At 65.3% G+C, this 11,722-nt stretch carries 13 protein-coding genes; 5 read left to right on the forward strand and 8 right to left on the reverse strand.

Annotated elements, in window-relative coordinates:
* From purM to EOA32_RS24755, 3 genes are all read left to right on the forward strand, one after another.
* A partial coding sequence (gene purM / locus EOA32_RS24745) for a phosphoribosylformylglycinamidine cyclo-ligase (RefSeq protein WP_128373125.1) occupies positions 1–659 on the forward strand: 659 nt, incomplete at its 5' end.
* Entirely contained in the window at positions 656–1,363 is a 708-nt protein-coding gene (gene purN, locus EOA32_RS24750; RefSeq protein WP_095779131.1) for a phosphoribosylglycinamide formyltransferase, read from the forward strand. The genes purM and purN, both read left to right, overlap by 4 nt.
* Before the next feature lie 8 nt (positions 1,364–1,371).
* A complete protein-coding gene (locus tag EOA32_RS24755) occupies positions 1,372–1,890 on the forward strand; it encodes a histidine phosphatase family protein (RefSeq protein WP_095779132.1) in 519 nt (172 codons plus the stop codon).
* A gap of 123 nt (positions 1,891–2,013) precedes the next feature.
* On the opposite strand, the gene EOA32_RS24760 is transcribed toward EOA32_RS24755, so the two are convergent.
* From EOA32_RS24760 to EOA32_RS24770, 3 genes are read right to left on the reverse strand one after another with little or no spacing between them, the layout of a single operon-like run.
* Positions 2,014–2,220 carry a DUF680 domain-containing protein gene (locus tag EOA32_RS24760; protein ID WP_066995855.1) on the reverse strand — a complete coding sequence of 69 codons (207 nt, stop codon included), beginning with the start codon at positions 2,218–2,220 and terminating at the stop codon, positions 2,014–2,016.
* Between the two features lie 55 nt (positions 2,221–2,275).
* Positions 2,276–2,482, reverse strand: a complete 207-nt coding sequence (locus tag EOA32_RS24765) for a DUF680 domain-containing protein (protein ID WP_095779133.1) — start codon at positions 2,480–2,482, stop codon at positions 2,276–2,278.
* 53 nt (positions 2,483–2,535) lie between these two features.
* On the reverse strand, positions 2,536–2,781 hold the full coding sequence (locus EOA32_RS24770; protein WP_066995852.1) for a DUF680 domain-containing protein: 246 nt from the start codon (positions 2,779–2,781) through the stop codon (positions 2,536–2,538).
* Between the two features lie 484 nt (positions 2,782–3,265).
* On the opposite strand from EOA32_RS24770, the gene EOA32_RS24775 reads away from it, so the two are divergent.
* Entirely contained in the window at positions 3,266–3,934 is a 669-nt protein-coding gene (locus EOA32_RS24775) for a response regulator (protein ID WP_128373126.1), read from the forward strand.
* Positions 3,935–3,939: 5 nt separating this feature from the next.
* The gene (locus EOA32_RS24780) at positions 3,940–5,337 is read left to right on the forward strand and encodes a sensor histidine kinase (protein ID WP_128373127.1); all 1,398 of its coding nucleotides are present in this window, start codon (positions 3,940–3,942) and stop codon (positions 5,335–5,337) included.
* On the opposite strand, the gene EOA32_RS24785 is transcribed toward EOA32_RS24780, so the two are convergent.
* The 5 genes from EOA32_RS24785 to EOA32_RS24805 form a co-directional block, all read right to left on the reverse strand.
* Positions 5,318–6,193, reverse strand: coding sequence for an ABC transporter permease (locus EOA32_RS24785; protein WP_095826471.1), 876 nt, complete (start codon positions 6,191–6,193; stop codon positions 5,318–5,320). The two genes, EOA32_RS24780 and EOA32_RS24785, sit on opposite strands and share 20 nt — an antisense overlap.
* Positions 6,194–6,206: 13 nt before the next feature.
* On the reverse strand, positions 6,207–7,061 hold the full coding sequence (locus EOA32_RS24790) for an ABC transporter ATP-binding protein (RefSeq protein WP_066995843.1): 855 nt from the start codon (positions 7,059–7,061) through the stop codon (positions 6,207–6,209).
* A gap of 165 nt (positions 7,062–7,226) precedes the next feature.
* Positions 7,227–8,228 carry an ABC transporter substrate-binding protein gene (locus EOA32_RS24795; RefSeq protein ID WP_245418635.1) on the reverse strand — a complete coding sequence of 334 codons (1,002 nt, stop codon included), beginning with the start codon at positions 8,226–8,228 and terminating at the stop codon, positions 7,227–7,229.
* A 189-nt stretch (positions 8,229–8,417) separates the two neighbouring features.
* Positions 8,418–9,197 (reverse strand): 4-hydroxy-tetrahydrodipicolinate reductase, encoded by a 780-nt coding sequence (gene dapB / locus EOA32_RS24800; RefSeq protein ID WP_128373128.1) that lies wholly within the window; start codon positions 9,195–9,197, stop codon positions 8,418–8,420.
* Positions 9,198–9,309: 112 nt separating this feature from the next.
* Positions 9,310–11,415, reverse strand: coding sequence for a molybdopterin oxidoreductase family protein (locus tag EOA32_RS24805; RefSeq protein WP_128373129.1), 2,106 nt, complete (start codon positions 11,413–11,415; stop codon positions 9,310–9,312).
* Between the last annotated feature and the right edge of the window lie 307 nt (positions 11,416–11,722).

Here is an 11,722-nt window from a genome sequence, read left to right on the forward strand (position 1 = left end):
GCTGCGCGCTGATCGGCGGCGAGACCGCCGAGATGCCCGGCATGTATCACGACAAGGATTACGACCTTGCCGGCTTTGCCGTGGGCGCGGCCGAGCGCGGCCAGTTGCTGCCCACCGACGACATCGTCGAGGGCGACGTGCTGCTTGGCCTCGCGTCCTCCGGCCTCCACTCCAACGGCTTTTCGCTGGTGCGCCGCATCGTCAACGCCAGCGGGCTCGGCTGGAGCGATCCGGCGCCGTTCAACGATGAGCTCAGCCTCGCCGAGGCGCTGCTCGAGCCGACGCGCATCTATGTGAAGTCGATCCTGAAGGCGATCCGCAACACGCATGGCATCAAGGCGCTGGCTCATATCACCGGCGGCGGTTTTCCGGAAAACATTCCGCGCGTGCTGCCCAAGGATTTCTCCGCCGAGCTCGACCTCGAAGCGATCGACGTACCGCCTGTATTCTCGTGGCTCGCCAGGACCGGCGGCGTGGCGCCGCAAGAAATGATGCGCACCTTCAACTGCGGCATCGGCATGATCCTCGCCGTTGCTTCCGGCCAGGCGGCGCAGGTGGCAGCGGTGCTGCAGGAAGCCGGCGAGACGGTGACGCCGATCGGTCGCATCGTGCCGCGCCGCGACGCCGGCGTGATCTACCGGGGCTCGATCGAACTATGAGCAGGAAACGCACGGTCGTCCTGATCTCGGGCCGCGGCTCCAACATGACGGCGCTGATCGCGGCAGCCAGCGACCCGACCTATCCGACCGAGATCGTCGGCGTCATCTCGGATCGTGCGAACGCCGCGGGCCTCGGCCTCGCGCAATCGCGCGGCATCGCCACCAAGGTGATTCAGCGCGCCGACAATCCGAGCAAGGACGCACATGACGCTGCGATCGATGCCGCGCTATCCGGCTTCGGCGCCGAGATCGTGGCTCTGGCCGGCTATATGCGCATCCTCGGCCGCGGCCTGGTCGAAAAATGGCAGGGGCGCATGGTCAACATTCACCCTGCCCTTCTGCCTGCCTTCAAGGGGCTGGACACGCATGCGCGCGCCATCCGCGCGGGCGTGCGCATCCATGGCTGCTCCGTGCATTTCGTCACGCCCGAGATGGATGACGGCCCGATCATCGCCCAGGCCGCCGTGCCGGTGATGGTCGGCGACAACGAGGACACTTTAGCCGCGCGGGTGCTGAAGGTGGAGCACCGGCTCTATCCGCTGGCGCTGGGGCTGGTCGCCGAAGGCAAGGCGCGCATGGAAAAGGGCCACACCGTGCTTGCCCATTTCGCCGACGACGCCGACAACGCCACTTCAGTGGTGATGGCGCCCGACCCGCTGCGCGAGGAAACCGACCTCGAACAGCTGGCGCGCATCACGCCGTAAGGACTGCCATGGCGACGCCCAGACAACTCCTTGTGCTGCGCCATGCCAAGTCGAGCCGGGACGATCCCAAGCTCGCCGATTTCGACCGTCCGCTCGCCCCGCGCGGGCTGAAGACGGCACCGCTGATCGGCCGCGAGCTTTCGCGGCGCGGCTGGCTGCCGGATCTGGCGCTGGTCTCGCCGGCGCTGCGCACCCGCGATACCTGGCGGCTGGTCGCCGCCGAATTGCCGAAGCATGGGCCGGCGGAATTCGCCGAGGAGCTCTACGAGGCGGCGCCGGCCGCCATCCTGGCGTGCGTGCGGCAGGCGAAAGCCACCAGCCTGATCGTGATCGGTCACAATCCCGGCCTGCAGAATTTCGTGCTGCGGCTCGCCGGCACCGGATCGGACGAGGGCGTGTTCAAGAAAGTCGAAGCGAAGTTCCCGACGGCGGCACTGGCCCGGTTCACGGTGAAGGAGGATTGGGCGAACCTCGATTTCGGCGGAGCGCGACTGACGCATTTCGTCAGGCCGAAGGATTTGGAATAGAGCGCCTCTGTGCGCAGCCGGGCCTATAGCCACGACACAAGCCGGCCCTGCGGATAGCCGGCTGCATAAACGCAGAGCGGCGGGACAAGCCCGCCGCTTTGAGGTCTATCGACGATCGACCGCTTAGTGGTTGCCGAACAGATCGCGGTCGGCGCCCTGGGTAACCGGCTTCTGAACATTCGCGACCGACTTCTTGACCGAAGCGGTGTACGAGGTGTCGACCGAGGCGGCCGGCTGGTTGGCGTTGGCCGAACCGTAGTTGTCGGAGCCGGCGAAAGCGGCACCGGTGGCAACGAGAAGGGCGGCGGCGGTAAGAGCGATCTTGGTCATTTCAGTTACTCCGAAATTGAGGGGGGATGTTGGCAAGGTTGCCCTGACAGGCCGGTTAGTGGTTGCCGAACAGGTCGCGGTCGCTGCCCTGGGTGACGGGCTTCTGGACATTCGCATCAGACTTCTTGACCGAAGCGGTGTACGAGGTGTCGACCGAAGCAGCCGGCTGTTTGGCGTTGGCCGAACCGTAGTTGTCGGAGCCGGCGAAAGCGGCACCAGTGGCAACGAGAAGGGCAGCGGCGGTAAGAGCGATCTTGGTCATTTCAGTTACTCCAGATTTGAGAGTTGTGGTTCTGATCGGTTCGGGACGGAGGCCTAGCGGCCCCAAATGCCCTGGCCGGATTCCGGCTGGTTCTGATCGGGCGTGATCCTGAGATCGCGCTGCTCGAACTTGCGGATCGAACCGGTGATGCTGCGGTCGATGTTGTCGCCCGACCGCGGCGCAACCGACTGGGTGACGGCCGGCTGGTTGACGTTGTCGGAACCGTAATGGTCGCTGCCGGCGAAGGCGCTGCCCGTGGCAACGAGAAGGACCGCGGCGGTAAGAGCAATCTTGTTCATTTTAGGTACTCCAGATTTTCAAAATCCTGTCCGTCAAGTGGCGTGCCGTAATGGAAATTCGCGTCGCTCGGACCACCCCGAGATGGGTCGGTCCTGTTGCCATTTCCAATCACGAAGATGTGCAAATCGAACCGTTCGGTTCGACCTTGAAATCGCGTGAACAGCGCGGCTGCCACATTCTTTTGTTTGAATATCAACTACTTGCAGTATTAGCGGACGAGGTCTCACGGTCCGGACAGCGAGCCAGCGTTCACCTGAGTTACACGAACCGTCAACATAAATTGAACCGAACCGTTCGGTTTTATCCATCACGCGAGCGAATTGGGCCTCCAGGCCGACCGACGGAACCGATTTCAGCCGGCGTTTGCCTTGTCGGCGGATCGAGACTATCGATTGCTTTCAAACTTTCCGTTCGGACCGCCCGCCGCGCTTGCGAAAGCCCGGCGCCACCCGGATGGAGGCATTTGCCGAACAGCGATGGACGATGCGGCTCCTGCTTGTCGAAGACAATCGCGAACTGGCCGATTGGCTGAGCAAGACGCTGCGCCAGGCGAGCTACGTCGTCGACATCGTGCATGACGGCGAAGACGTCGAGCATGCGCTGGCGGCCGGCGACCATGCGCTGATCATCCTCGACCTCGCCCTGCCGCGCATGGGCGGGATGGAGGTGCTGAAGCGGCTGAGGGCCCGCGGCAACCCGGTGCCGGTCATCGTGCTCACCGCCAATGCCAGTCTCGACGGCCGGGTGAAGGGCCTCAACGAGGGCGCCGACGACTATCTGGCAAAACCCTTCCAGATCGAGGAACTGGAAGCGCGCATCCGCGTGCAGCTGCGCCGCGCCAACGACCGGACAGCGCCCGTCATCTCCTGCGGCGACCTCGTCTTCGACACCAACACCAGGCTGTTCTCGCTCGGCGGCGCGGCGCTTTCGCTGACGCCGCGCGAACATGCGGTGCTGGAACAGCTGGTGGTCAAGGCGGGGCGCACGGTGAGCAAGGCGGCACTCTCGGCGGCGATCTACGACTTCGACACCGACGCCGATCCCAGCGCCATCGAGATCTACGTGCATCGGCTGCGCAAGAAGCTGGAAGGCTCGCGCGTGCAGATCGCCACCTTGCGCGGCCTTGGCTATCTGCTCCGTCATGAAGATTAGGGGCCATGAAGATTAACAGCCTCCGCCTGCAATTGCTGGCATGGGTGGTGCTGCCGCTTGCCGCGCTGGTGACGGTCAATCTGTGGACCAGCCAGCGCAACGCGCTGGCGACGGCGGATCTGGTCACCGACCGGATGCTGGTCGGCTCGGCGCGCGCGATCGCCGAGCGGGTGGCGATGGCCGAAGGCGTGCTCGACGCCACCATTCCGCCGGCGGCGATCGAGATGTTCGACACCGGCGACCGCGACAGCGTCTACTACCGGGTCGAGACCGCCAACGGCCGGCTGCTGACCGGATATCCCGACCTCCCCCAGGCGTCGCAGAGCGGCAGCATCGAGGCTTCCTATCGCGATCGCCGGCTGCGTCTGACAACGCTCAGCCATGCCGTGATCGGCGCCGGCACGGATTCGCCGATCAGGGTCACGGTGGGCGTCACGCTCGCCGGCCATGACGCGATGGTGCAGCGGCTGTGGTTCAGCGCCTTTGCCCAGCAGCTGGCGCTGGTGGCGATCGCCGGCCTCTTCGTGCTGCTTGGCCTGCGCCGCGGGCTGGCGCCGCTGATGCGCCTGCGCGATACGGTGCGCTCGCCGGATCGCAGCGATCTCGACCCGGTCGAGGTGCCGGGCGCGCAAAGCGAGATCCGGCCGCTGATCGACGCGCTCAACGCCTATATGGAGCGCGTGCGGGCGCAGATGGCGGCGCAGCGCCGCTTCATCGCCAATGCCGCGCACCAGCTGCGTACGCCGCTGGCGCTCATGTCGACACAGGCGAGCTATGTGCTGCGCGAAAGCGCCACCGACCGGCGCGAGGAGGCGCTGGTGGCCCTACAGGCAGGCTCCGGCCGGCTGGCGCGGCTGGCCGAACAGCTGCTTACGCTGTCGCGCGCCGAGCCGGGCAGCCGCCGGCCGCGCGCTGACCGCATCGACCTCACCGAAGCCGCCCGCGAGGTGCTGGAAACACATGCGCCGAAGGCCGTCGAGCGCAACATCGATCTTGGGCTCGAGGAAGCCGGACCTGTCCCCGTTATCGGCGACGGCACCATGCTGCGCGAGATGATCGTCAACCTGGTTGACAACGCGCTGCGCTACACGCCAGCCGGCGGCACGGTGACCGTCAAGCTGGCCGCGATCGGTCGCGAGGGCGTGCTGACGGTCACCGACACCGGTCCCGGCATTCCGGCCGAAGAGCGCGAGCAGGTCTTCGAGCGCTTCTACCGCATTGCCGGTGCTGCCGAGGAAGGCAGCGGGCTCGGACTCGCGATCGTACGCGAGGTGGTCGAGAATGTCGGCGGCAGCGTTGCGCTTGGCGAGGCCGCCGGCAGCGGGCTCAGGGTCGAGGTCCGGCTGCCGCTCGCCGCACCCCAGGACAGGCCGACTGGAGCGGTCAGGCCCCTTGCTCGTTGAACGGCGCCGGACGCCATTTGACGACGTAGTTCTCGAAGCGGGTGATGATGAACTCCACCACCAGCGCCATCACCGCCAGGATAATCATGGCGGCGAAAACGCCATTGGCGTTGAACGCGCCCTGGGCGGTCGAGATCAGCAAGCCCATGCCCTGCTTGGCGCCGAGGAACTCGCCGACCACGGCGCCGACCAGCGCGAAGCCAAAGCTGACATGCAGGCTCGCCAGGATCCAGCTCATGGCCGATGGGATGATGACTGTGGTGGTGATCTGGTAGGGCGAGGCGCCGAGGATCTGGGCGTTGGCGATCATCGCCCTGTCGGCCTCGCGCACGCCCTGGAAGGCGTTGGCGAAGACCACGAAGAACACCATGACGACGGCCAGCGCCACCTTGGAGGCCATGCCGAGGCCGAGCGCTATGATGAAGACCGAGCCCAGAACGACGCGCGGCACCGAGTTGGCGATCTTGATGTAGATCGAGAAGACATCCGCCAGGAGCTTGTTGCGGCCAAGGATGATGCCGGCGGCGATGCCGCCGACGGCGCCGATGGCGAAGCCGAGGAAGGTTTCCTCGAGCGTCACATAGATCTGCAGCCAGAGCGGCCCCTGCGAGGTGCCCTCGGTGACCCAGGACCAGATCTGCTCCCAGATGCCGGAGGGACTTGAGAAGAAGAACGGATCGATGACGCCGTGATCGGCGCCAAGTTCCCAAAGAGCGAGGAAGACGATCAGGATGGCGAGCCGCAGGCCGATAACCAGGGCATGGCGGCGGCGCAGCCGCGCCCTCGCCCGGGCTTCCGCGGCGACGATCGAGGTCGCGCGGGCGGCTTGGTGAGAGGCTGGAGAGATGGCGGTCATGGCAAGTCTCCTTTCAATGGCCGGTCTGCAGGCCGCGGCTCTGGCCGAGCTGCACTTCCTCGCGCAGGTCGTTCCAGATCACCTTGGCGATCTCGATGAATTTCGGATCGTATCGGATGTCGGCCATGACACGCGGGCGCGGCAGGTCGATGCGGTAGACACTCTTCACCGTGCCCGGCCCGGCGGTGAGCACATAGACCTTGTCGGCCAGCGCCACCGCCTCCTCGAGATCGTGAGTGACGAAGACGACGGAGGATTTGAGTTCCGACCAGAGGCCGAGCAGCTCGTCCTGCATGGCGGTGCGGGTCTGCATGTCGAGCGCGCTGAACGGCTCGTCCATCAGCAGAATCTTCGGCTGGTTGATGAAGGTTTGCGCTAGCGCGACCCGCTTGCGCATGCCGCCAGAGAGCTGGTGGGGATAGTGTTTCTCGAAACGCGCAAGGCCGACGCGTGCGATCCAGTCGCGCGCCCGGTCATAGGCTTGCGCCTTCGGCGTGCCGCGATAGAGCGGGCCGGCGGCGACATTGTCGATGACGCTGCGCCACGGAAACAGCGCGTCCGCCTGGAAGACGAAACCGATGTCGCGGCTGATCTCGGTTACGGGATTGCCCATGACGCGGACATTGCCGGTCGTCGGCCTGAGCAGCCCGGTGACGAGGTTGAGCGTCGTCGACTTGCCGCAGCCGGTCGGCCCGACGACGCAGGCGAACTCGCCGCGCGCCACCGTCATGGTGAAATCGCGGATGGCCGTCATCATGTGCCCGTCGGGGGTGACGAAGCGCAGCGTCACATCGTCGATGGCGATCGCGGCATCGGCCGGCGGCGCGGCCGGAGACAATTTCTCGGCCGCCATGGTTTGCAACTGCATGGCACACTCCTGTAGCGATGGTGCGAGGATGGCTGGGGGCTCGAGCCCATGGGCCCGCCGCGCCTCGGTATCCGGAAAGGCGCCGCTGCCGAATTGATTCAGACAAGCGGCGCAACTTGTTGTTCTTCAACGACCGAGCCGGACAGCCCGGCTCGCCTGTCGGCGCTACTTGGCGGCGTCGACGAATGCCGTGGTGTAGGTCTTCGAAAGATCGATCTGCTTGCCCTGCAGGCTCTTCGAGAAGGTCGACAGCACCTTCAGCACCGTCTCCGGGCCATCGGCGGGCATGCGGCCGTCAGGCGTGAACATCGCCTTGCCGCCGGCCAACCCTTGCACATAGAGGTCCTTGTTGCCGGCGTAATAATCCTTCGGCATCTGGTCCGCGATCTCTTCGGCCGAATGGCTGGCGATATACTTCATCGTCTTGACGAAAGCGTTGGCGAGCTTCTGCGCCTCGTCCTTATGGCTCTCGATCCAGGCGGACTGGACATAGAAGGATGCCGCCGGATAGTCGCCGCCCAGCGCTTCCCTGGTCTTTTCGGGCGTGCGCATATCGACCAGCACCTTGGCCTCGCCGGTCTGAAGCAGCTTGGCGATGGTCGGCTCGGTGGTCATGCCGGCCTGGATCTGGTCCTGCTTGACGGCAGCGATGAACGTGTTGCCGGCGCCCACCGGCAGCAGCGTGTAGTCGCCGGGCTTAAGGCCGTTGCGCACGGCGAGATACTGCGTCAGGAAATCGGTCGAGGAGCCAAGACCGGTGACGCCGAGCGTGGCGCCCTTGAAGTCGGCCGGCGACTTGATTTCCGGATGCTTGGCCGAAACCAGCTCGACCTCGCCCGGCGCCTGGCTGAACTGGACGATCGACTGGATGTATTTGCCCTTCGACTGCAAGTCGACGGTGTGATCATAGAAGCCGACGACGCCCTGCACGGCACCGGCCAGCAATTCATTCTCGGCCTCGACCCCGGCGCGGGAGTTGACCAGCTCGACATCGAGCCCCTCGTCCTTGAAATAGCCGAGCTGCTGGGTGAGCACGGCCGGCAGATAGATCTGCTTTTCCATGCCGCCGACGATGATGGTGATCTTGTCGGCAGCCGATGCCGCCGTGGCGCCCGCGGCGACGATGGCAAACGAAAGCACCGCCGAACGCAAGACGCACTTCGAGATGAAACCGGTCACGTAACTTCCTCCACCTGGGCGGCGTGCCACCAGGCCACGCCGCATTTCCTCCTTGCCGGCCCGCTCCCGGACCGATCCCGCGGCGAACGCCGCAAAACTGTCTTGGCATGGCCAAGCTTTCAGCTGGCTTTCAGTCATTTTAGCGGCCGAAAGAGCGAATTCCGCAGCTATCGCTGGTCACGAAGCGGCGAAGCCAAGCACATCGCGCATGCCGTATTCGCCTGGACACTGTCCGGCCACCCAGAGTGCCGCCGCGATGGCGCCGCGAGCAAACATCGAGCGGTCGCCAGCCGAGTGCGAGAGCGTCAGCGCCTCGCCCTCGGCGAGGAAGCTGACGGAATGCTCGCCGATGATGCTGCCGCCGCGCAGCACGGCGAAGCCGATCTCGCCGGCAGGGCGTGTGCCGACAATCCCGTTTCGAGCGCGCCGCGCCACTTCGTCCAGCCTGACGCCGCGTCCGCGCGCCGCCGCCTCGCCCAACATCAGCGCCGTTCCGGACGGCGCATCGACCTTGAAACGGTGGTGCGCTTCCAGGATATCGATGTCGCAATCGTCAGGCCCAAGCGCCCGCGCCGCCTGCTCCACCAGCCCGGTCAGCATGTTGAGACCCAGCGAGTAACTGCCGGAGCGCACGATCGCGATCGTCTTCGCCGCGTCGGCGATCGTCTCCAGCTCGGAACCATCGAAGCCGGTGGAGCCGATCACCAGCGCCGGACCGCCGCGCGCCGCGCATGCCTTTGCCAGTTCGACTGACGCCGCCGGCGTGGTAAAGTCGATGACGACGTCGGCAAGCGCCAGCGCTGCGTCGCGCGCGACCAGCCCCTCGCCCGTGCTGCCCGGTCGATGGAAGCGGGCGACAAGCTCCAGCCGCGGATCGACCTGCACCGCCTCCGTCATCTCCCGGCCCATGCGGCCGAGCGCGCCGGCGATGGCTATTTTCAATGGTTGTTGCGGCAAGGGACACCTCGCGCGTCGCTTCGCACCTTGCTCCGCCTTAGGATGACGAAGCAACGGGCTTTTTCGGCTAATCTCCCGGGCATGTGACCTGCCGAGCTCGCGCCACAGACCATCACAGCGCGCGCAGCCAGACCTTGTTGTCGTGGAGGGCAGCACCGCCATAGGGCGCCGGGGCGTCGGCACCGGTCAGCACGTTGATGCCTTCGCCGCGCTCATGCGCACTGTTCGGCCAGATGCCTTCCGCAATCACCACGCCGCGCTTCACGCCGTCGAAGAACCTGGCATGCAGCACCACGTCGCCGCGCCGGTTGCCGATCTCAACGCGGCCGCCGTCCTCTATGCCGAGCGCCGCGGCATCTTCCGGGTGCAGCAAAAGCTCCGGCCTGCCTTCCTTGGCTTTCGACACCGGCGTCTCGGCAAAACTGGAATTGAGGAAGTTGCGCGCCGGCGAAGTTGCCAGCCGGAACGGATGCTCTTCGTCCGCGACCTCGATCAGCTCGACATGGTCGGGGAATTCCGGCAGCCGCTCGACCGGTCCGAACAAGCCCATGCTCTTCGGCGGCCGGTTGGGCGCCGACTGCCCGGTCCAATTGGGCCGGAAGTGGAATTTCTTGTCGGCATGGCCGAAGCCGTTGATGAAATGCGCGTCGTCGAAATCGGGTTGCAGGTCGACCCACTTCTGTTCCTTCAGGCTGTCGAAGCTGCCTAGCCCGCGCTTGCCGAGGATGATGTCGATATGTTCCTTCTCGGTCAGGCCAAAGCCCGGCCGGTCGCCAACGCCCAGCCGTTTGCCGAGTTCTTCATTGACGTAGTGGTTGGTGCGCGGCCCCTCCGGCGGTTCGATCAGCTTGGGGCCGAGCGTGATGTGCTGGTTGCCGCCACCCTTGTAGATGTCGTCATGTTCCAGAAACATCGTCGCCGGCAGCACGAGGTCGGCGAGCTTGGCCGTATCGGTCATGAACTGCTCGTGCACGCAGGTGAACAGGTCCTCCCGCAGGAAACCTTTTCTGACCAGCCGCTGCTCGGGCGCGACATTGGCGGGATTGGTGTTCTGGATCAGCATCGCCGTCACCGGCGGGCCGCCGTAAAGCGCATCCTCGGCACCGGTCAGCACCGGGCCGATGCGCGAATGGTCGAGATAGCGCACCTTCGGGTCGCGCATCGCGGTGCCTTCGAGCACATCCTGGTTCAGCTTGAAGATGCCGGAATTGGAGTGAAAGGCGCCGCCGCCCTCATATTGCCAGGCGCCGGTAACCGCAGCGATGCATGAGGCTGCATGCATGTTGACCGAGCCGTTGCGCTGGCGCGCAAAACCGTAGCCGAGGCGAAAGTAGGTCTTCTTCGTTGTGCCGACCAGATGCGCGAAGGTCTCGATCTCGGTGACTGTCAGACCCGTCACTGCCGCTGCCCATTCGGGCGTGCGCGTCCTCAGATGTTCTTCCAGCCCGCGCGGATCGTCGGTGTATTTTTCCAGATAGGCGCGGTCGGCCATGCCGTCGCGAAACAAGACATGCATGACCGCGCAAGCCAGCGCGCCGTCGGTGCCGGGTTTGAGCACCAGGCCGAGATCGGCCTGCTTCATGGTGGCGTTGTCGTAGATGTCGATGGCGACGATCTTGGCGCCGCGCTCTTTTCGCCCCCTCGTCGCATGGGTCATGACGTTGACCTGGGTAACAACGGCATTGGTGCCCCAGATCACCACGCAGTCGGCCTTCGCCATCTCACGCGGATCGGGGCCGCGCAGAGCGCCCGCTCCCATCATCCAGCCGGTCCAGGCGAGATTTGTGCAGATCGAGCCGAAGAAGCCCGAATATCTCTTCGCGTGCCGCAGCCGCTCGATACCGTCGCGCTGCACCAATCCCATCGTACCGGCGTAAAAATAGGGCCAGACCGTCTCCGAGCCGTATTTCTCTTCGGCCGCGATGAACTTCTCGGCGACGAGGTCGAGCGCCGCTTCCCAACTGGCTTCCTTCCAGGCGCCCTCCCCCTTGCCGCCCGCGCGCACCAGCGGCTTCAGCAGCCGGTCGGGGTGATGGACGCGGTCCGCATATCGCGCGACCTTGGCGCAGACGACTCCTGCCGTGTAGCTGTTCGCTTTCGCGCCGTGGACGCGGCCGATGCGGTTATTGTCGAGCAGCTCCACCTCGAGCGCGCAGGTGGAAGGACAGTCATGCGGACAGGCCGAATGGCCGATCCCGAGCTTGGCGTGCTGGTTCATGCGAGGGTGTGTAGCGGGTTTTGCGGGAGAGGTGTAGGGCCAGATGGGGCTCCTCCTTCTCCCCTTGTGGGAGAAGGTGGCCGAGCGAAGCTCGGTCGGATGAGGGGTGTTGGAAGGATCGCTACGACAAAGAAATGGGCGATCGAAGCAGCCTGTTCTTCGGCGCCTCACTCCGTCCAACACCCCTTGTATCTGCGCGGAGGAGACTTTGTGCGAGAAGAGCGACTGAGCCTCGAACCGGACGGCCATCCGATTCGAGGCTTGGCGAAGTCGCCCGACACCCCTGCGGTCACAACCGTGGATGAGC

The organism is Mesorhizobium sp. M1A.F.Ca.ET.072.01.1.1, assembly GCF_004023325.1.
Classification (GTDB): Bacteria; Pseudomonadota; Alphaproteobacteria; order Rhizobiales; family Rhizobiaceae; genus Mesorhizobium.

Bases quoted from the DNA above. Each gene is read 5' to 3' on its own strand.
- purN (WP_095779131.1), top strand. From the start codon at position 656: ATGAGCAGGAAACGCACGGTCGTCCTGATCTCGGGCCGCGGCTCCAAC.
- EOA32_RS24755 (WP_095779132.1), top strand. From the start codon at position 1,372: ATGGCGACGCCCAGACAACTCCTTGTGCTGCGCCATGCCAAGTCGAGC.
- EOA32_RS24760 (WP_066995855.1), bottom strand. From the start codon at position 2,220: ATGACCAAGATCGCTCTTACCGCCGCCGCCCTTCTCGTTGCCACCGGT.
- EOA32_RS24765 (WP_095779133.1), bottom strand. From the start codon at position 2,482: ATGACCAAGATCGCTCTTACCGCCGCTGCCCTTCTCGTTGCCACTGGT.
- EOA32_RS24770 (WP_066995852.1), bottom strand. From the start codon at position 2,781: ATGAACAAGATTGCTCTTACCGCCGCGGTCCTTCTCGTTGCCACGGGC.
- EOA32_RS24775 (WP_128373126.1), top strand. From the start codon at position 3,266: ATGCGGCTCCTGCTTGTCGAAGACAATCGCGAACTGGCCGATTGGCTG.
- EOA32_RS24780 (WP_128373127.1), top strand. From the start codon at position 3,940: ATGAAGATTAACAGCCTCCGCCTGCAATTGCTGGCATGGGTGGTGCTG.
- EOA32_RS24785 (WP_095826471.1), bottom strand. From the start codon at position 6,193: ATGACCGCCATCTCTCCAGCCTCTCACCAAGCCGCCCGCGCGACCTCG.
- EOA32_RS24790 (WP_066995843.1), bottom strand. From the start codon at position 7,061: ATGCAGTTGCAAACCATGGCGGCCGAGAAATTGTCTCCGGCCGCGCCG.
- EOA32_RS24805 (WP_128373129.1), bottom strand. From the start codon at position 11,415: ATGAACCAGCACGCCAAGCTCGGGATCGGCCATTCGGCCTGTCCGCAT.